19 protein-coding genes are annotated in these 20287 nt (G+C 55.2%); 7 read left to right on the forward strand and 12 right to left on the reverse strand.

The annotated features are described in order from the left end of the window. Window positions 1-38: 38 nt before the first annotated feature. A complete protein-coding gene (locus AB1724_15005; GenBank protein MEW6079118.1) occupies window positions 39-599 on the reverse strand; it encodes a carboxymuconolactone decarboxylase family protein in 561 nt (186 codons plus the stop codon). Between the two features lie 32 nt (window positions 600-631). Then, window positions 632-1879, reverse strand: a complete 1248-nt coding sequence (locus AB1724_15010) for a nucleoside transporter C-terminal domain-containing protein (GenBank protein MEW6079119.1) — start codon at window positions 1877-1879, stop codon at window positions 632-634. Between the two features lie 208 nt (window positions 1880-2087). Between AB1724_15010 and AB1724_15015 the strand changes: the two genes are divergently transcribed. Further along, on the forward strand, window positions 2088-3059 hold the full coding sequence (locus AB1724_15015; GenBank protein MEW6079120.1) for a DHH family phosphoesterase: 972 nt from the start codon (window positions 2088-2090) through the stop codon (window positions 3057-3059). A 101-nt stretch (window positions 3060-3160) separates the two neighbouring features. Here AB1724_15015 and AB1724_15020 read toward each other — a convergent pair whose 3' ends face one another. From AB1724_15020 to AB1724_15045, 6 genes are all read right to left on the reverse strand, one after another. Then, window positions 3161-4252 carry a lipocalin family protein gene (locus AB1724_15020; protein ID MEW6079121.1) on the reverse strand — a complete coding sequence of 364 codons (1092 nt, stop codon included), beginning with the start codon at window positions 4250-4252 and terminating at the stop codon, window positions 3161-3163. 24 nt (window positions 4253-4276) lie between these two features. Further along, window positions 4277-5578 (reverse strand): lipocalin family protein, encoded by a 1302-nt coding sequence (locus AB1724_15025; protein ID MEW6079122.1) that lies wholly within the window; start codon window positions 5576-5578, stop codon window positions 4277-4279. A gap of 140 nt (window positions 5579-5718) precedes the next feature. Further along, on the reverse strand, window positions 5719-6438 hold the full coding sequence (locus tag AB1724_15030) for a CsgG/HfaB family protein (protein MEW6079123.1): 720 nt from the start codon (window positions 6436-6438) through the stop codon (window positions 5719-5721). Continuing rightward, on the reverse strand, window positions 6422-7408 hold the full coding sequence (locus tag AB1724_15035) for a hypothetical protein (GenBank protein MEW6079124.1): 987 nt from the start codon (window positions 7406-7408) through the stop codon (window positions 6422-6424). Before AB1724_15035 ends, AB1724_15030 begins: the two co-directional genes overlap by 17 nt. Before the next feature lie 17 nt (window positions 7409-7425). After that, window positions 7426-11211: a hypothetical protein gene (locus AB1724_15040; GenBank protein ID MEW6079125.1), complete on the reverse strand. Its 3786-nt coding sequence runs from the start codon at window positions 11209-11211 to the stop codon at window positions 7426-7428. Window positions 11212-11265: 54 nt separating this feature from the next. Next, window positions 11266-12003 (reverse strand): CsgG/HfaB family protein, encoded by a 738-nt coding sequence (locus AB1724_15045; protein ID MEW6079126.1) that lies wholly within the window; start codon window positions 12001-12003, stop codon window positions 11266-11268. Between the two features lie 367 nt (window positions 12004-12370). On the opposite strand from AB1724_15045, the gene AB1724_15050 reads away from it, so the two are divergent. Further along, a complete protein-coding gene (locus AB1724_15050) occupies window positions 12371-13342 on the forward strand; it encodes a magnesium transporter CorA family protein (protein ID MEW6079127.1) in 972 nt (323 codons plus the stop codon). Window position 13343: 1 nt separating this feature from the next. On the opposite strand, the gene AB1724_15055 is transcribed toward AB1724_15050, so the two are convergent. Genes AB1724_15055 through dksA form a run of 4 tightly spaced genes read right to left on the reverse strand, consistent with a single transcriptional unit; the run spans window position 13344 to window position 16314 of the window. Continuing rightward, window positions 13344-14366 carry a radical SAM protein gene (locus AB1724_15055; protein MEW6079128.1) on the reverse strand — a complete coding sequence of 341 codons (1023 nt, stop codon included), beginning with the start codon at window positions 14364-14366 and terminating at the stop codon, window positions 13344-13346. Next, on the reverse strand, window positions 14359-15057 hold the full coding sequence (gene rnc / locus AB1724_15060; GenBank protein MEW6079129.1) for a ribonuclease III: 699 nt from the start codon (window positions 15055-15057) through the stop codon (window positions 14359-14361). Before rnc ends, AB1724_15055 begins: the two co-directional genes overlap by 8 nt. Window positions 15058-15065: 8 nt before the next feature. Next, complete coding sequence (locus tag AB1724_15065) at window positions 15066-15962, reverse strand: PHP domain-containing protein (GenBank protein ID MEW6079130.1); 897 nt, start codon at window positions 15960-15962, stop codon at window positions 15066-15068. Further along, window positions 15952-16314 carry an RNA polymerase-binding protein DksA gene (dksA, locus tag AB1724_15070; GenBank protein MEW6079131.1) on the reverse strand — a complete coding sequence of 121 codons (363 nt, stop codon included), beginning with the start codon at window positions 16312-16314 and terminating at the stop codon, window positions 15952-15954. The genes AB1724_15065 and dksA overlap by 11 nt, the downstream gene beginning before the upstream one ends. 234 nt (window positions 16315-16548) lie before the next feature. On the opposite strand from dksA, the gene AB1724_15075 reads away from it, so the two are divergent. The 5 genes from AB1724_15075 (at window position 16549) to cbiQ (ending at window position 20287) form a co-directional block, all read left to right on the forward strand. Beyond that, entirely contained in the window at window positions 16549-17193 is a 645-nt protein-coding gene (locus AB1724_15075; GenBank protein ID MEW6079132.1) for a YkgJ family cysteine cluster protein, read from the forward strand. Between the two features lie 198 nt (window positions 17194-17391). Next, the gene (locus AB1724_15080; GenBank protein ID MEW6079133.1) at window positions 17392-18168 is read left to right on the forward strand and encodes a DUF4198 domain-containing protein; all 777 of its coding nucleotides are present in this window, start codon (window positions 17392-17394) and stop codon (window positions 18166-18168) included. A 35-nt stretch (window positions 18169-18203) separates the two neighbouring features. Next, a complete protein-coding gene (gene cbiM / locus AB1724_15085; GenBank protein MEW6079134.1) occupies window positions 18204-18794 on the forward strand; it encodes a cobalt transporter CbiM in 591 nt (196 codons plus the stop codon). Between the two features lie 46 nt (window positions 18795-18840). After that, entirely contained in the window at window positions 18841-19527 is a 687-nt protein-coding gene (locus tag AB1724_15090) for a hypothetical protein (protein MEW6079135.1), read from the forward strand. A gap of 10 nt (window positions 19528-19537) precedes the next feature. After that, complete coding sequence (cbiQ, locus tag AB1724_15095; protein MEW6079136.1) at window positions 19538-20287, forward strand: cobalt ECF transporter T component CbiQ; 750 nt, start codon at window positions 19538-19540, stop codon at window positions 20285-20287.

The raw sequence follows: 20287 nt of genomic DNA on the forward strand, positions 1-20287 counted from the left end.
CTGTCGGTTTTTCGGCGACTCGAATATACACGCGGCCGTCAAGGCGCGGGCTTTTCGAAAATTGTTTTAATGGCGCTGTCCACGTCTTCGGTTTCCAGCGGTACCCGCATGCTTTCCAGGCAGCGGCCGAGCATGTTGAAGTAACTGCAACAGAGGATCAGGGCAGCCGCGCCGTTGTTACCGTAGCGGTTTTTGATGGCGGCCAGTGATTCATCGCCCAGGCGGACGCTGGTAGTGATCTCGTCGGCCACCCGGCAGAGGAGATTGCCTTCCGCGTCCAGGGACCGCACCGGGTTTTCATCACGGATGGCGCGGATCTCCTCATCCGTCAGGCCGGTCATTTTCCCCACCGTCATATGGTGGCTCCAGGCGTATTTGCAGTTCATCACCCGGACGACGCGCAGCACCGCGATTTCCCGCAGGCGGGCGTCGAAATCCGCGCCGGACAGCACCGATCCGGCCAGGTCGAGAAAACCCTTGAAGCTGTTGGTGACCAGGGCCATCATGCGGAAGGCGTTCAGCGGCGGCAGCAGTTTCAACAGGTCGCCGATTTCCTGCGGCAGTTCTTCTAAAGACGGCAGTTCGATACGGGGTGCCATGATATTTTTCCTCATTCATTCGGGTTATGGGTTTACACAATTAGGCCGATGACTGCGCCGGTCATGCAGGTGGCCATGGTGCCGGCCACGACTGACCGTACTCCCAGGGAAACGATCTCATCCCGGCGTTCCGGAACCATGGTCCCCATGCCGCCGATCATGATGCCCAGGCTGCCGGGATTGGCAAAACCGCACAGGGCATAGGTCATGATGACCAGGCTTTTGGAGCTCAAGGCGCCTTCCGGCAGACGGGCCATTTCCACATAGGCCAGCAGTTCATTTAAAATGGATTTGGTGCCCATCAGAGTGCCGGCCGTCACCGACTCGCTCCAGGGGATGCCCATGAGCCAGACCACCGGCGCCATCAGGTATCCCAGCAGGCGCTGCAGGGTGAGCGGATTTCCGTCAGACCACGGCAGAAAACTCAATCCCAGGTTGGCCATATAAACCAGGGCCACGAGTACGATCAGCATGGCCACAATATTGATCAGCAGTTGCACGCCTTCGATGGTCCCCAGGGTAATTGCGTCCATGGAACTTCTGGCGTTCTGCGAAGGAACGACCTTGCCGTCGGTGATGGAACCGGTTTCGGGGATCATGATCTTGGCGATGGTGATGGAGGCCGGCACACTGATGACCGAGGCCGTCAGAATATGGCCCATGGCTTCGGGAAGCACTTTGCTGAGGAAGCTGGCGTACAGGGCCATGACCGTGCCGGCGATGCCCGCCAGGCCGCAAGTCATGACGGAAAAGAGTTCGCTGCGGGTCATGGTTTTGAGATAAGGCCGGATCAACAGGGGTGATTCCACCATGCCGAGAAAGATATTGGAAGCCAGACCGACGCCTTCGGCGCCGCCGATGCCGGTGACCTTGCCCAGAAGCCAGGAGAAAGCGTTGACCATGGCGGGCAATACCCGCCAGTAAAACAGGAGCGACGACAGGGCGCTCATGATAAGAATAATCGGCAGGGCCTGAAAGGCGAGAATGAAGGTTGCCTGCGGGTTGGTAATGTCAAAGGGGGAAGGGGACGTGCTGCCGCCGAGATAGCCGAACACGAAGGATGTCCCCGCGTTGGTGGCTGTTTCAATGGCCAAGATGACCCGGTTGAGCATTTTAAAAAACTGGATGGATCCGGGAGATTTCAGAAATACCACCGCCAGGGCGAATTGCAGGCCGATACCGATCAAAGGGGTCGTGAAGCGAACCTGTCCCCGGTTTTCGCTGATCAACCAGGCCAGAAGAACAAATGCGATAATACCCACGGCCCCTTGCAGCATCATTTTCCGCTCCTTATCTCCCGTTTCCCCTGATGATAATGTATTCCAGTAATATAATGGAAGCAGCTTGTTTGTCCATGAAATATACGCTGTTAAGGGATCTGATTTACTTCACCGCCAGATTCAGGTAAATATATGGATAAACCGGTTTAATGACACCGGCAACACTCTCTATATGAAACGACCTTTTTCCCCCGGAGAAGACTGATATATGCCCACATCCAATCTGGAAAGGCTGCGACTGTTTTATGCCCGTTTCCAGGCCGGAGACCATGTCCTGGTGGTGATTAATGCCGATCCGGATGCTATCGCCAGCGCCATGGCTGTCAGGAGGCTGTTATGGAAAAAAGTCGCTTCCGTGACCCTGGCCAGCATCAATGTCATGGAGCGGCCGGACAATATCGCCATGGTACGCCTGCTGGATGCCCGGCTTGTTCATCTTGATAAGGTGGTCATCGGTCAGTATAACCGTTTCGTGATCGTGGATTCCCAGCCGGATCATAACGAGCGATTTTCAGCGTTCAACCCCGATGTAATCATTGATCATCACCCGTCAAAAAAGGCACCGGCAGCAGGATATGTGGATGTACGGCCGGAATATGGCGCCACCTCCTCCATGATGATTGAGTACCTGAAAGCCGCCCGGATTGTGCCGGCCATGAAACTGGCTACGGCGCTTTTTATCGGGATTAAAGTCGATACCGGTGATTTCGAACGGCGAGTGCTGCTTGAGGATATCCGGGCCTTTCAATACATTTACCGGCATACCAATGTGTATCTGGCCCGCCGGATCGAGCAGGAGGAGATCAGCCGGGATTTTTTAAAATATTTTTCACGGGCGCTGGACCGTCATGTCATCAGGAAAAATAAGGTGTTTGTTCACCTGGATCAGGTGGACAGCCCGGATGTTTGCGTTATCCTCGCTGATTTTTTCATGCGCGTCAGCGCCATCCGCTGGAGTGTTGTTTCCGGTGTTTATGACGGCAAACTGGTGGTGATTTTCAGAAACGACGGTGTCAGCCGGAACGCCGGCAAAACAGCCGCCAGAATCTTCGGAGCCATGGGGCCGGCCGGCGGTCACAAGGGGCTGGCCAGGGCCGAAATTGATATGGATGCTTTTTCGAAAACGACCGGAATGAAAATCGGGCGGGATATCCAGGAATGGATCGTCCGGCAGTTTTAGCTGTTTTGAGTCACTGGTCCCGGTTTTTCCCGGGCGTGAGTTTTTGGAAAAAGTCCGGGGAACAACAGCTTATGCCGTCGTTCCCCGGACTTTTTTGCTGATTACCTGGAGAAATACAGCGTCCAGCCGATATTGTTATCGACCATGGTAAAGGCGTCGGAATCCCCGCTGGCCGTGCCGTTATAGACCGCGCCGCCGTCAAAATTAAGCGTCAGGGTTGTTCCGACCAGAGTCCACTGCCCGTTACCGACGGAATCAGTGGTCGAATTATCCGGAAGGATGCTGTGCAGATTGTAGGTAAACGAACCGTTATCATTGAAATTCATGTCACCGGATGTTGTCCAGTCATAGATGGAATTGCCGGTAACCGACCACGGACCGGTGATGGTCCTTTCCGTCAAATCCTCCGGCTGTTTGTTCCCACCGCCGCCTCCGCCACCACCGGACAGGGCGACGGCCGTTCCGCCAACCACCGCGGCTGCGGCGACACCGGTTCCCACAATCGCCGCGGTTGACCATCCGGCGGTCGCTCCAATGGCCGCTGCACCGTATTTGGCGCTGTCGGCCACTTCGGTGATAACGGCCCTGTCATAAAAGCCGTTCATCGGTACCTCGGCCGTGTTCATCTCGGTCTGAACCGTCAAGGGGTTTGCCTCATCGGCGGTCTGGAATTCGGGCAACTTCCTGCCGTGGTTGGTACGAAGCTGGCGGCGGAGCAGTTCGCAGTCCTCAATACCTTCCTGCATGGTGTCCAGCCGCACTTCCTTGACCTGGCTGGCGTCCTTCCACTGGGCAGCCTCTTCGGTCTGGCCTTCTTCCAGCGTATACACCTGTGACCGGGCGACTTTCTTGTCTTTGTCCACGGCTACAAACAGGTACTCTACCGCTTCGGAATTTACCCAGGGGGCGGGCAGCACTGCCTGATAGTTTCCATTGCCCTTGTCAAACATGTCGACAAAAGCAAAGTTCTGGTCGTTTTTCGTTTTAAAGTAGCACCGGGCGGTCAGCAGACCGCCGTCGCTCTGGATGGCGGCATCCAGGTTGATCCGGAAGCCGGGGATATAATTGCCTTCCGGAGCGGTGTGGCTGATTTCGGCGGCAGCCAGAGCGGAAGCTCCGCTGGTGAAAAGGGCCAGCGCCAGGTACAACACAAGGGGTGCCCACTGAACACGACGGTTTATTGTTTGATTCATAATATGCCTCACCTCATGTTCAAATTACCGGGTAAAGGTGTAGTTACCGTGAGAGTAAGTACTCATGTAAAAGCTCTCGGAGTCTCCGGATGCAAAGCCATCCCAGGTGGACATACCTGAAAAGGTGATGATCAAGGCACTTCCGGATAAAGACCAGGTCCCGGTGCCGCTGCCGGTGTTCTGTCCGTCCGCGTCCACGACGTTATAAGTGTGAGTACCGTTACTGTTGAAGGTAATATCGCCCCAGCGGTGAATACCGTCATAACGATAACCGTCAAAATTCCAGAAACCCACGATGGTGTCCGAAGTTAACGGCTCGGGGCCGGTACTGCAGCCTTCGTCGATCTGTCCGTCGCCGTCATTGTCGATGCCGTCGCCGCAGACTTCCGTGGTGGTACTGCAGCCTTCGTCGATCTGGCCATCGCCGTCATTGTCGATGCCATCGCCGCAGATTTCCGTGGGGCCGGTGCCGCAACCTTCGTCGACCTGTCCATCGCAGTCATTGTCTATATTGTCGCCGCAGACTTCCGGGGTGCAGTTGTTGTTATGATGGCCGCCGCCGCCGCCACCGCCGCCGGAAAAAGCGGCAATCGTGCCGCCTACCGCGGCGGCGCCAAGAACACCCGCTCCAACCCAGAAAGCCGTGCTGTGGCCGCCGGCGGTGCCGAGGGCAGCAGCGCCATACTTGGCGCTGTCAGGGACTTCGGTAATGACGGCTTTGTCATAGAAGCCGTTCAACGGGACCTGGGCCGGGTTCATTTCGGTCTGAACCGCCAGGGAGTTGGCGTCATCGGCGGTCTGGTACTTGGGAAGCTTTTTACCGTGGCTGGTTCTCAATTGACGGCGGAGCAGTTCGCAGTCTTCAATGCCTTCCTGCATGGAGTCCAGCCGCACTTCCTTGACCTGGCTGGCGTCCTTCCACTGGGCAGCCTCTTTGGTCTGGCCTTCTTCCAGCGTGTAAACATCGGACCGGGTAACCTTCTTGTCCTTGTCCACGGTCACAAACAGGTATTCCACCGCCTCGGAATTCACCCAGGGAGCGGGCAGGACGGCCTGATAATTTCCGCCGCCTTTGTCAAACATGTCGACGAAAGCGAAGTTCTGGTCATTTTTCGTCTTGAAATAGCAGCGGACGGCCAGCAGACCGCCGGCGCTCTGGATGGCGGCATCCAGGTTGATCCGGAAGCCGGGGATGTAATTACCTTCCGGAGCGGTGTGATTGATCACGGTGGCGGCCAGGGCGGACGTTCCGCCGGTGGAAACGACCAGCACCAGGGTCAGCAGAAAGAGTATCCACCGCACATGACGATAATTTTTTTGCTTCATTTCCTTCCTCCATTTTTTGTTCGGATGGTTGTCATCCATTGTTATGATGTTTATCTGTTAAAACCTCAACAGGATTTGATTAAAATTTTCAAAAACCTTGCACCCTTCCACCCGCACCCTGGACCTTGCCCTTATCTATTTTAATGTTTGAAATACTGGGGAGGAATGGTCTTGCAAAGTTCAACCACGCTCCGGTAAATACAGTCCCGAAGACAGAGCTCCAGTGGAGTGTTCACGAACATTTCCAGTTGCGCGGGCATTTTCACTCCCGTGAAAACCGCCGCCGTGCTGCTTTTCCCGGATGAGGCGGAACCCGAAAAGTGAGCCGTGGCAATAACCTGGCCGCTGGCCGCGTCAACCGCCCGCACGTCGATGTCGGCCCGGGCTTCATGATAGGTGCCGCCGACCGTCAATGGAATCCAGGGCGCCTTGACCCGGAGGCCGGCGCCGCCGCCCTCAAGCGCGGTCAGTGTCCCGTAAATCATCACTTCGGCCGGGTCCAGCTGCCCCTGTTCCAGAATGGTATCCGGATCGGCCATAAAAGAGTCGGAAAGCAGCAACTCGGCGCTGATCCCCTGGGGATCCGACCGGTCTACCAGGATAAAATAATTGCTCTCAAAAAGGGCCGTCTGGAGCATCTCCTGAAGCCCGTTTTTAACGTCATCCGGCGCGCCGGGCACTTCCATGGCGAAATCCTCGACCGCCGCCATGCATTTGGCGCCCTGATAAGCGGACCCCAGGGGGATATCGAATTCCTCCGCCGCGACTGATGCCGGAGGGATCAAAAGCAACACCCCGATCACAAATGTCAGCCCGAAGAGGATTTTCTTCCAGGAGGCGTGATCAGCGATCATGTTCATCTCGATCATGCTCATAGCGATTATACCATGTTTTCCGGTTCGGATAGGGGTAACCATAATATCTCCGATCGCAGTCGTCATATCGTCTCACGCATGGGGGAGGGTAATAGGGGTAGCGTGGATTGTAATAGTAATCATCATAACGTCTCCGGTCCTGGCGTTCCATCATGAGCTCGAGGAAATTCTCGTAGTAGACGTCAAAATATACCGGGCCATCAGATTGATTGCCAGCGTCCACTTGATTCTCGAAGTCAGTGGAGGAAAAATCATATGGGCCGCCGTCGTCCTCTTCGGTGTCTTCCAGTTCGGACACGGGAGACTCGGCCGGATCCGCCAGTTCGATATAATCAATGTAAATGTGGGAGCCGCGCCGCAGGGAGGTGTGCCCCTGAATTTCAATGTCCACCCGCCGGTCCATGTACCCGGAAAGGTTGAGGACAATATCCCGCCAGCCGTCACGGTCGGAAATGACCACATCGCCCCCCAGGGGTTTGTCATCCACCAGAACCCGCAGGTTCCATTCCCCACGGGGGGTACGGTTGGCGCAGGCGCCGATAAGAAGCGCGGCGGTGGCCGGGGTGACCTTCACGTTCCGCTGCAAAATTCGGGCGGGCTTGTAATCGCTTTCCGGATAAAGGTAAAGGATGCCCATGCGGCCCGGATGGGGAACGGCGTCGCCCATGCGGGGAGGACGATCATAGAACCCGGCCTTGCCGCCGCCGGGAATCATCACGGCGGTATGGGTGACGTCCCAGTCTCGCACCCAGGGTTCGTCCGCCCGGCTCACATCAATAAGCTGCCGGGACCGGGGCGCGGTGGCGGGCAGGGCCCGGTTCTGGGCAGCCGCTGCCGTCTGGAAAAGCAGGACGAGCAGCACGCAGAGCGGCAGGATTGTGCCCGGAAGATGAAACCCCTTCCCTCGCCTTTTGATCGTGCCGGATTCGGTTCCGGCGTAGCATGAAGGTATCATTCCCGATTATTCCATACTTATGGTTTATACGTCATGTTCATGTTCGCTTCCTGGTCCTGGTTCAACTCGTATGTCTGGGTGTCTTTCCCGGCGGTAACGCTGGTGAAGGTCACCGTGGCTGTGTTGGGCGGTATGGAGCCGACGTTCAGCGCTTTGAACCCGACCACGACAATATCGGCGCTCATCTTGATTGTCCTGCTCTGATGAGCATTCGTCAGGGAGATGCCGCCGAAAACCACTTCCCCGTTAATAAGGATGTCGATCATATCGCCGTCTTCCACACCGTGATCCCAGAAGGTGACGGTGACGTTCTTCTGGTTGACCGTGATATCATCCATGCCTTTTTCCTTGACCACCGTGATCTGTGAAGTGGCGGTCAGCCCTTTGTGAGAGGCGGTAACCGTGTAAACGCCGATGGTCCCTTTGGAAAAATTGGGGGAGGGGTTCCAGTTCGCCTCGCCGGTAACATCCTTGGTGCTGCCGTCGGTGTCCGTGAAGGTGGCTTTGAGGTTGACACTTTCGTTCAACACCACCGCCATATTGGCCGGTGACACGGAAAGGGTGGCTTTCTGTGTGGTCTGGGCAATGCACTTGCCGTCTTTGCAGACCTGGCCCTGGGGACAGTCGCCGGCCTTTTTGCAGTCGGTTACCGGCACGCATTTGCCGTTCTTGCAGGTGTGGTTCGGCGGGCAGTCACCCGCTTTCTTGCAGTCCGTTACTTTTACGCACTGGCCGTTCTTGCAGGTCTTGCCCTGGCCGCAGTCGCTGTCATCGGTGCAGCGCTGTTTTTTCACGCATTCTCCATCCTGGCAGGCATAGCCGGATTTGCAATCGGAATCTTTCCGGCATCCGGCTGTTATGCCGTCCTGAACATTGTCCATGTCATCGTTCAGGTCGTTGGAGGTATATCCTCCCTTTCTGCCGCCGGATGTCTGATTGGAAGAGACCGTGTCAGCCAGGTCCTGGCCCCGGTCGTCGTCCCGGTCGCCCATGGTATTGGTGTAATCATCGTAATCATCGTCAAAGGGGGAGACGCATTTGCCGCCGGAGCACACATACCCCTTCTTGCAGTCGCTGTCGCCCGAACATCCGGATTTGATGAAAACGCAGTTCCCGGTTTTGGAATCGCACTGGTAACCGGTGGGACAACCGTCTCGGCGGCAGTCGGCTTTCTGGAAGACGCATTTCCCGTTCTTGCAGATATAGCCCTTGGGACAATCGTCGTCGCCCTCGCAGTCGGGTTTGGATTGATAAACGCATTTGCCGCCTTTGCACACATAATCCCTGGGACAGTCGTCATCGCCCTGGCAGGGCGGCTTGGACTGGTAGACACACTTGCCGTTCTTGCAGACATAGTCTACCGGGCAGTCGTCGTTACCCTGGCAGGGCGGTTTGGGTTTATACACGCACTTGCCGTTTTTACAGACGTAATCCACCGGGCAATCAACGTCGTCCTGGCAGGGCGGCTTGGGCTGGTAAACGCACTTGCCGTTCTTACAGGCATAGTCCACAGGACAGTCGTCATCGCCCTGGCATTTCTGACCGGCCGGTTCGCATTTTCCGTCATCATTGCGTTCATAGCCGGATTTGCAGTCGCATTTGCCGTCGGCATTCAGTTCTTCATTGGCGCCGCATTCTTTTACACATTTTCCATCAACGTTTTCAAAACCGGGTTTGCATTCACAATCCCCGTCCGCATTTCGTTCCTGATTGGGGCCGCATTCTTTAAGGCATTTGCCATCAATTTTTTCATAACCGGGTTTGCAGTCACATTCCCCGGCCGCATTCCGTTCCTGATCGGGGCCGCATTCTTTTTCACACTTCCCGTCAATTTTTTCATAACCGGGCTTGCAATCACATCCCCCGGAGGCGTCTCTTTCCTCATTGGGACCGCATTTTTTTTGGCATTCCCCATCTACCTTCTCATACCCGTCCACGCACACACAGTTGCCGTTATTGTCCAGGCGTTCATTGGGGCCGCATTTGTTTTTCAGATTTTCATGACAGGCTTCCGCCGCGGCGGCATGATCAAGCGCTTTGGTCAGATCGGCCTTGGCGGTTACCTCCAAGGACTGGATTTCTTTAACCAGAGCGGTACTGTCCGGCAAACCACTCAAACACTGGCGGTTTTTCTGTTCCGCGCTTTTCATGCTGCTGATTCGGGACTGAATCTGTCCGGCCTTGCTTTGGAGCGAGGCCAGCGTGTTTATATCCGCCCGCAGATCCGGTACTTTTGCGGCCACCTGACCTACCCGTCCCATGGCCTGGTTGACCAGCCCCAGGTCTTTGGCCCCCTTGCAAATCTTGTCCAGATCAGCGGCCTCCTGATTGGCCTTGGTCATGGCGGCCATGAAGGCTTCTTTTTTCTTTAAATTTTCGCGGATTGACGCATCAAGAGCCGACAGATCCTTGTTGAGGGCGGCTAACCGGGATTCGACACTTGAGAAGTCAGCGGCCGCGGGAGGGGTATATTGACTTAAATTACTATTGAATGAGGAAATGGAATCGACCAGCCGGCCGGCTTTGTCGGCGGCGTCCCGGGCTTTGGTCGCGGCTTCCCCGGCCGCGTCCACGGTTTTTGCCGCGCAGGCTTTGTCTTTATATCCGCCGGCCGCGACCGCTTGAGCGGCCGTTTCCGCGGCGGCCGACTTTGCCTTGTCCAGGGTGTTTTTGGCCGCTTCAAGATCCTGCTTCCCTTTGGCGCAGAACTGTTCAATAGCCTGCTTGTCCTTGTCTATTTTCTGGGAGATGGCGTCGAGATCAAGATTGATGGCGTCAGTGGTGCTTTTGATCCCGTTCATGGTTCCATCAGGGGTTTTTTGAATGTCCCCCGCGTCCACAATCAGGCTTTCAAGCGTATTCAAGGTAGCGGTGTAAGCCGATATGCAATCCTTGGTGGGGTCCTGGCAGACCATGGCATTCACCTGGGCCCGCAGGCTTTCGAAGGTGTTGAAGACACTCTGTTCCCGCTTCAACTGCTCAAGGTGTATCTTGAGCTCGCCCTGGAGTTGTTGGAATTTTTTTCTTTTTTCGACTTCCTTTTCCACATCATTGAGCATGCTTCTGGCGGCGGAACGGACATAATTCCAGTTTTTAGGGTCTCTCCACTCATTAACCGGCGGTAAATCAACCCCTAATTTCTTGCTGGCGTATGAATAGAAAGCGGCTCTTTTTTTTGTCAGATTATAAGTCGGATCAAGAATACCTCCGGAACTTTTGTCTATTTCCAAAAAATTATTTAAAAAATAATCCGTACTGTTCGGCCCGAGGAGGTTGGGGTCTTTTTCCGCAAATTGTGCGAAAGTTTTGATGTTAATGTCCAGTATTTCTTCGTCAAGGGCCACGGCAAAATCGTTGAGTGTTTTGCATACGGTCCATACCGCGCCGGGGATTCCGGAACCGGTTGCGGTCAGGGCTTTGTCAAGCAGCCAGTTGGCAAAAATTTCCGCCACTTTTTTCGGGTCCCCGTTGGCGGCTTCCTCCAGGCCCTGAATAATGGTCGTTAACTCCCCGATGTTATCCAGAACCCCCGCGATATTCCCCCGGTCTACCAGTTCTTTGGCCAGGGCCGAGTTGGACCCGAATTTGCCGCTTTCCGCCCACATCTCAAAAAGCGTGGCCGGGGCGGATTGGGCAAGCGCTTTCACCTGTTCACACGTCATGTTGCCCAGCAGATCGGAGGCGGCTTCACCCCTCGCCGAAACAACGGGCAGGATAAGGGTTGAAACAAAGAACAAAAGTGCGGTCAGCGCAACTTTTTTACCGGATACAAAGCGTGATTTACCGATCAAATAGTTTTTCATAGGGCCACTCATGATTAGTATATTATTTTAATAAATATTTTTAATTTTAACAGGTTAATACTGAAAATATTCCCTGGGCAGCGAGTTGCAGACATAGATAACGGACCGGTAAATGCAGTCGCGGATGGCCAGTTCCATGGCGGTGTTGCTATAGGCGCCGAGGCTCACCGGCATGGCCGTTTCGCCTCCGCCCAGCAGTGCGCCGGCCGTGGCCTTATAGGAAGCGGCCGACCCCGCCACTCTTTTGGCGGCCACCAGGCGGCCGGAAGCCACGTCCACCACCCGGATATCAATGGCCATGTGGGCGTTTTTGGCTCCAGCCGAAGCCGAGGCGGGGACACGGGGCGCGAGGGCAGTCACGCCGACACCTTTGGATTCGGCTTCAAATTCCGTGACGGTGCCGTAGAACATGAGTTCCGCCACTTCCATCTGGGCCCCCAGTTTAGGGCTGTCGCTTTTGGCCATCTTGGAATAGCTGAGCTGCTGCTCGGCCTTCAGCCCCTGGGGATCCAGGCGGTCAAGCACGTTGAACCGCAGGGATTCAAACAGGGCGCTTTCCAGCATTTCCCTGAGGCCGTCGCCGATATAATTCGTGGCGCCGCTGGCCTTGACCGTGAAGTCGCCCACCGCGATATTGGCCCTGGGACCCGAATAGTCCATGTCCAGGGTTTCAGGGGCCTGCCGTTCGGGCGGGGTAAAGGTCGTGGTGTACTTCTGGGCGCATCCGGCTGCCGCGACCCACAGGAAAACAGACAACAAAAACAGGCCGGTTCTCTGGTGTTTCTTGTGCATGGAAGACTCCTTGATGGTTGGGGATAGCAATAGGGATGATGGCGCGACTCTTTTCATAAAAAATAATTATTTCAAATTTAGAACTGTTGCCGGATACAAAAAGGGGCTTTATGGTCTGAAATATTCATTTATTTATAATATAGCAACAGATGTCTTGTATGTCAATATATTTCCCGATGCCATATCTGGTATGGTCCCGGCCCGCCTGGAAAAGAATCGGCCAGGAGCAGACTCGTGTTGACAGGGGTGTCAGGCAGCAGTAATAATCAGCGCGCCGACTGATGATAGATAGCGCTTTTAGCGTTGACGCCGCGGCGGTTTTCTGGAATTGACGGCTTCCGCGGCTTGAAGGAAAGGAGGTGCCCTAATGATGAATTCGTTTGTCGTCGAAGAGACGGGGATTGTCCCGTCAGGCCAGGGACACGGTCAGGTTCTCGTTTTTGTCGCTCCTGATGAAAGAGAAAAAACGCTCATCCGGAGTCAGTTCCATCTGGACGAGTATGACCTGTCCTCCACCCTTGATTCTGATGAGGTGCCGCGCGCGGAGACCTCTTCCGAACGAACGCTTATTATCTGGAAAATTCCCCGAAGCGCCCGGGTATCCGAGGCCATTGAACTGGGGGTTTTCCCGGTCAGCCTGCTTCTGGCCGGCGACCGGATGGCATTTGTGATGAGCGAAGGGCAGACCGTCTTTTCAGCCCGGGAGTTCCGTAACTGCCGGGACGTCAAGGACGTATTGCTTGGTTTCCTGCTTCATACTATCCGTCACTACGTCGGTCATCTCCGGGTGATCAAGCAGATGAGCAGCGAACTGGAGAGAAAGATCACCGTGTCCATGGAAAACAAACACCTGCTGCAGATGTTCGCTCTGGGAGAAAGTCTGGTATATTACGTTGACGCCATTGAAGGCAACGGCGCCGTGCTTTCCAAGCTGCTAGCCATGGCCGGCGCCATCGGTCTGGATAACCGGCAGCGCCAGCTGCTGGACGATATTATCCTTGAAAATAACCAGGCGGCCCGTCAGGCCAATATATACAGCTCTATTCTCAGCGGTCTCATGGATGCCCGGGGCACCATCGTCAACAATAACATGAACGTCCTCCTGAAAAACCTGACATTGATCAATATCGTTTTTCTCCCGTTGAACCTGATTGCCAGTATCGGCGGCATGTCCGAGTGGAGCATGATGACCAGGCGGCTGCCCTGGGAGATATCCTACGGCCTTTTCTGCCTGGGCATGGCTTTTTTCGGATGGCTGACGTGGATACTGGTGACGCGGCTTATTGACAGGCGGGGCGAGCGAAGGCGCCGGAAAGAAGGGGGGGGCGGTCCCCTGTAGCCTACCGGCAGATCAATTGTCCCGGATTAAGCGATTCGTCTTCGATCACGCGGATTGCCCTTACCCCGCATGTTTTTTCCAGGCGCCTGATGTTGCTGTTTTTCTGGCCTCTGGCCGCGGAAACATCACGGGGATTGACAATCAAGGTGATTTCAGCGGTATGGCCGGAGAGATCGCTGACAGCCCGGATTTCTTTTCGCAGAAAAATTTCCGATTGGACCAGATGCCCGAAGGCGGGATGATAGGGCCCTCCCTGAACCGCGCCGCCGTACTCCAGATCTTCGGTGGGTTGCAGCCCCATGCGGATTACGGGAATGTCGTGGGCTGTGAAAATTTCGTGGAGCGTGGCCACCAGGCGGACGGCATCGTCCAGGGAAGGCGGGGTATAGCGGCCGTCCTGATGCCAACGGGCCAGCGTGCTTCCGGCAAGGATGACGGCGGGATAAATCCGGACAAAATCCGGTGCCAGGGCCGCCAGGATTTCGGCGGTCTGAACGGATGGATGGCCGGAATCTCCGGGCAGACCGGTCATGATCTGGGCGCCGGTTTCGTAGCCCCGCTCCTTTAACTGCTGCAGCGCTTTCCGGTTCTGCATGGCCGTGTGCCCCCGTCGGGAAAGGGACAGCACCCCGTCATCCATCGATTGAATCCCCAGCTCGATAGCCCTTACGGAAAAACCGGAGATGAGATCCAGGGTTTGTTCCGTGATCGTGTCCGGGCGGGTGGAGAACCGGACCTGGTCGATCAACCCTTCCCTCACGCAGTCGTCGGTTTCCTTCAGCAGGTCGATGATGCGGTCCGGGGCCAGGCCGAGGAAGTTGCCGCCGAAAAAAGCCGCCTGCACCGGTGACCTTTTCCGGCGGTTATAGGCCAGAAACCGGCGCAGAACAGGACGGATATCGGCAACGGCAGGCGTCGTTTCAATGCCGGTGATGGCGGTCTGGTCGCAGAACACACAGCGGTGAGGGCAGCCGGCGTGAGGAATGAAAATCGGGATCACCAGGGGACTGGGACGGTTATTCATTTTCGGTCGATGACTGGATTCGTTTCAGGGCTTCCTGGGCGGCCATCTGCTGGGCCGCCTGTTTGCTGCTGCCGGTTCCTTCGGCGACAATATCGCCCGCGGTAACGCTGTAACGGAATTTTTTTTCGTGGTCCGGACCGTAGGACCCGATAATTTCATAAACAGGCGATGTCTTGTATACCGCCTGGGTATATTCCTGCAGGCTGCTTTTGTGGTCCTGGATGATGTCGGACAGGTTCAACTTGCGGATATCGCCGCTGAAACAACGGGTTGCCAGCGCCAGGGCCGCGTCCAGTCCCCCGTCCAGATAAATCGCTCCCATCAGGGCTTCGAAGGCGCCGGCCAGGATGGAGTCCTTGTCGCGGCCCTGGGTCATTTCTTCTCCCCGGCCCAGTAGAATAAATGATCCCAGAAACAGAGAGCGGGCCCGGACCGCCAGACTCTGGTCATTGACCAGGCTGGCGCGGATCTTGGACAGGGCCCCTTCCTGGAGCTCGGGGTAGGAAGACATCAGCAGGTGGCTGACGCACAGAGAAAGAACGGCATCTCCAAGGAACTCGAGCCGTTCATTGTCTTCAAGGCCGCTTTCCGTCTGTTCGTTGATATAGGAACGGTGGCGCATGGCCTGTTGGCAAAGGCGGGGAGACAAAAACCTGTAACCGATTTTGTTTTCCAGTTCACTGATGTCCATGGCTGTTTTCAGACGGGAGCTGCCTCCCTGTTTCTATTGGAGGCGATCAGTGCATCATAGACCGGATAGCCGACAAATAAATCACCGGTTCCTCTTCCCAGTTTGATCTTTGGATTGAGATCGCCATGAAAATCGCTGCCGCCGGTAACGACCAGGTGAAAGTCCCGGGCCAGCTTTAAAAAACGGTCCGTCTGGTCGGCGGAGTGCCCCGGATAATAGACTTCAATTCCCCGCAGGCCGGTGTCTTTCAGCATACCCACCAGCGATCTGATCTCGTTTTCCTCCGCCGATTCGATAAGCCCGGGGTGGGCCAGCACGGGGATGCCGCCGGCACCGACAATCAGTTCGATGGCCCGTTGACAGGGGATACGCTGCTTGTCTACATAAGCCGTTCCATTTTTCCCCAGATACCGGTCAAACGCCTCATCGATGGAAGCCACTAACTTTTTGTGCAGCATGGCCTGGGCGATATGCGGCCTGCCCACCTGGTTTCCCCGGGCAAAGGGCGCGACGTCGTTAATAGACAGGTCAAAACCGATTTCCTTGAGGCGCTGTATCATTTTCGGGGAACGGTCGTTTCTGGCCTTCCTCAAATCCGCCAGGGCCTGATTGAGGCTGGGATCATGCACATCGAGGTCATATCCCAGCATATGGATGCTCCCGGCCCGGGTGAGGCCCGCGGGAGCGGCGGCACTGATTTCGACGCCTGTCAGAAAATCCAGCGGCAGAGGGGGCGGCTGGGCCAGAATCTGCTTGCAGCCGTCGGTGGTGTCATGATCGGTAAGGGCAATCGCCGAAAGCCCGGACTTGATAGAAAGTAAAATTATTTCAAAAGGTTGAAATGATCCGTCCGATGCGGTGGAATGGATATGAAGATCAATGAACCGATGGTCTTTACAGGCCAAGGATTTTCTCCATCTCCTCCTCTTTGGTTTTGCACTTGATGCAGCGCGTGGTGACCGGACGGGCCTTAAGCCGTTCGATGGAAATGTCTTCTTCGCACATTTCACACTGGCCGAAGGTGCCATCCTCGATTCGATCCAGAGCGGCCCTGATTTTTTTAATCAGCTTGTGCTCCCGGTCCCGGATACGCAGCATGAAGTTCCGGTCGGATTCATGAGAGGCCCGGTCCGTAGGATCGGGAAAGGATTCATCTTCAACGGTCATGCCGGCCACCGTGTCGTCGGCCTGGTTTAGCAGTTCGCTCAGACGTTCAGTGAGAAGTGCCTTGAAATATTCGATATCTTTTTTCTTCATCTTACCCCCGCACTGTTTTACTGTGGATTGAAAACGCATATATCGAAAAATATAAACGTTACCGATTAACAAAACAAGAAAAGGATGTAAAGTGAAAAATTATTTTTTTTTCTTTCCGTAAATATTGACGGCCTGACCGCGGATGGCATTCATTGACAAAAACCGACCCGGCGGGTACCATGAAAATAGGATTCGTAATTATCCTGATAAGTTTCCTTAAAAAGGAGTAACACAGTGAGCCGGAAGCATGGCCAGCCTTTTCAACCGGCGAATTGCCGGAGATGCGGCCTTTGTTGCCGGAAGGGCGGCCCCTGTCTTCATTTTGAGGACCGGGAATTGGTCGAACGCGGGGCCATTCTTCTGTCCGATCTGTTTACGATACGCCGGGGAGAGCCGGCCCGGGATAATATCGGTGATCGTGTCGTGTGCGTGAAAGAGGATATCATTAAAATCAGGAGCCGGCCTTTTACGACGACCTGTCTTTTTTTCCGGGAAAAGGATCATGCCTGCGCCGTTTATTCTTCGCGCCCTCTGGAATGCCGGAAACTTCAATGCTGGGATACGAAAGCCATAGCGGATGTTTACGATACCGGACGACTGCAGCGTCAGGATCTGCTGGAGGAAAAACCGGAACTACTGGCGGCAACAGCGGCCCATCAGGAGATATGCGATTACGGTCGTATCGGCCGGTTGGCTCGCGACCGGAACATGACGGAACTGGCCTATCTGGTGCGGTATGACATGGCCTATCGCGATCTGGTGGTGGAGAAAAAGCTGGCGGACGATTCTCTTCTGGCGTTTTTGTTCGGATATCCATTGAAGGCAACAATAAAAAGGTTTGGTATAGCGCTTGCGGACCAGGCTTTAGAGGCCGGATAGTTTCCGGCGATAGCCTTTATAATTTTCAGTTGACAGGCAGGGCCGGGAACGATATTAAAATTAAGCAATGACGTGCAGAAGCCCGTCGCGTTAGCGGTATCATCCGGCTGTAATAACAACCGACCACGAAGGCAATTGTATCTGAAGATACAGTCTCGTGGTTTTTTTTTGCCGCGGTAGCGACAAGAGGAGAAAAAAATGAAAGCTGAAAAAATGATTGTATGCGCGATGGGCTTGCTGCTTTGTGCCATGACCGGACCGGCTTCGGCTCATTTCGGCATGGTGATCCCGTCGGATTCCATGGTAATGCAGGGTGATCCCCGTTCGGTAACGGTCACTGTGTCCTTTTCCCATCCGTTTGAAGGCGTAGGCATGGAACTGGCGCCGCCCCGACAATTCATGGTCCTTAATGATAATAAAAAGGAGGATCTCAAACCCCAGTTGAAGAAAATCAGCGTCATGGGTCAGACCGGCTGGCAGATGCCGTATACCGTGAAAAAACCCGGCGCATATGCCTTTTGCATGGAACCGGAGCCCTACTGGGAGCCGGCGGAAGATTGCTTTATTGCCCATTATACCAAGACCGTGGTGGCCGCGTTCGGTGATGATGAAGGCTGGGACGAACCAACGGGCCTGAAGACGGAAATCGTTCCCCTGTCTAAGCCTTTCGGGTTATATGCCGGCAATGTTTTTCAGGGCGTGGTCCTTCTGAACGGCAAGCCGGTGCCGGGCGCGGAAGTCGAGGTGGAATACTACAATAAGGACAAGAAGGCGACCGCCCCGTCGGATTACATGATTACCCAGACCATCAAGGCTGATCCCAACGGCGTTTTTACTTATGCCGCGCCCGTGGCAGGGTGGTGGGGATTTGCCGCGCTCAATCCGGCGGACTACCAGATCGAACATGACGGCGTTAAAAAGGACGTTGAACTGGGCGGCGTCATCTGGGTTGAATTTTTAGACTGGCGCAGATAGGACGTTGTCCACAATCCGTTTTCCGGGTAATGAGCATGCATATTTCCGAAGGTATTCTTTCCTGGCAGGTGCTGGCAGGCAGCGGCGCGATCGCCCTGGCCGGGACAGCCGTGGGGATTAAAACCATGGATCCTGAAAAAGTGGCCCGAACCGGCATCCTGTCGGCGACATTTTTCGTGGCCTCTCTGATCCATATCCCTTTGGGCCCGAGCAGCGTTCACCTGATTTTAAACGGTCTGGTCGGCGTGATTCTGGGGTGGTCGGCTTTCCCGGCCATTTTTGTCGCCCTGCTGCTTCAGGCCATCATGTTTCAGTTCGGCGGGCTTACCACCCTGGGCGTCAATACCCTGATCATGGCCATACCGGCCGTGTCCTGCTGCTATGTTTTCCGATGGCTGAACCGAAGCGCTTTTCTGCAGGTGGCGGCGGCGTTTGCCTGCGGCATGCTGGCCATTGTCATCAGTGCGCTGCTGGCCGCGGCGGCCCTGGTCTTTTCCGAAAAGAATTTTCAGGAACTGGCGGTCATGATCATTGTTGCCCATGTGCCGGTAATTATTCTTGAAGGGATCGTCACGGGATTTGCCATTGCTTTTTTAAAAAAGGTAAAGCCGGCTCTGCTGCTCTGATCCGCGCCCACCGGGAATGGTTTTTTAAACAAGAATGTGAAAAATTATGAATAAACTATTTGAAAATAATTATTTATTTTTTCCAGTGATGCGGAAGATAACGGCCCTTGGCCTGATGGTTGCCGCTCTGCTTTCGATCATGGCGGCTGAGGCTCTTGCCCACCGGGTGGTCCTGTTTGCCTGGATCGAAGGGGACACCGTTTTTACTCAAAGCAAATTCCCCGGCGGCGCCCGGGTTTCGGAAGGCGGTGTCTCCGTGCTGGATGAAACCGGCCGGGAAATCCTGAGCGGCAAGACAGACCGTCAGGGTGAATTTTCTTTTCCCCTCACTTCCCTCCTGCAGTCTCCATCCGCGCTGAAAATCGTTTTGCATGCCGGCATGGGGCATCAAGCTTCATGGGAGCTTAGCCGGGAGGAGGTCGGGCAGGCCATGGGAGTGATACCGGAAGAGCCGGTTGACGTCAGCCCGCCGGATGAGGCACGGCCGGAATCCATCGCTCCACAAGCGGTAGAAGGTAGTGCCCGGCAGGAAACGCCGTCGATCGCCAATGAAGCGGATATCCGGAAGATAGTAGAGGAAGCCATTGACCGGAAACTTTCCCCGATCATGGATATGCTGGTCTCCATCCGCGAGGAAATGACCGTCGGTCTGGATGATGTGGTGGCGGGCCTGGGTTATATCTTTGGTCTGACCGGCCTGCTGGCCTGGCTGAAGGCCCGGGGAAAAAAGTAAAGGGGAAGGAATGATCGGCGAACCGTTTGCCTCCGGAAATTCACTGATTCATCGGACCGATCCCCGGATCCGTCTCATTGTCGCGGTGCTGTTTTCTTTTACCGTGGCCCTCTGTTTCCATTTTCCCGCGCTGCTGGCCTCTCTTGCCGCCGCCGTGATTCTGGTCTTACTGGCACGGCTCAATCCGGTTTCCCTTTTCAGACGACTGCTTCCGGTAAACGGGTTTGTGCTTCTGCTCTGGCTTTTTCTGCCCTGGACCTGGGGCGGTGATCCGCTGCTGCGCGTCAGCGGCCTTGAAATTAGCCGGCAGGGAGTGACCATGGCGGCGATCCTGACGATTAAATGCAATGTGATTCTGATGCTGCTGGTGACCCTTGTGTCGACCATGTCGTTCGTTACCATGGGGCATGCCCTTCATCGGTTGCGGCTGCCCGACCGGTTTGTGGCCTTGTTTGTGCTGACCTATCGTTATATTTTTGTCATCGAGCAGGAGTATGAGCGGATTATCCGGGCCGTTAAAATCAGGGGGTTTGTCCCGCGGACGACGATTCATTCCTACCGGACCTATGCGTATATCGTCGGCATGCTGTTTGTCCGGGCCACGGAAAGGGCGGAGCGGGTTTATTTTGCCATGCGTTGCCGTGGCTATAACGGCCGTTTTCACAGCCTGGCGGAGTTTCCTTCTTCCCGTTCCGCTTTTTTGTTTTTTTTGATAATGATTTCGGTAATTGCCGGTGTCGGTTACCTGGAATGGAGATAG

The sequence above is a fragment of the Thermodesulfobacteriota bacterium genome, assembly GCA_040753795.1.
GTDB lineage: Bacteria > Desulfobacterota > Desulfobacteria > Desulfobacterales > Desulfosudaceae > JBFMDX01.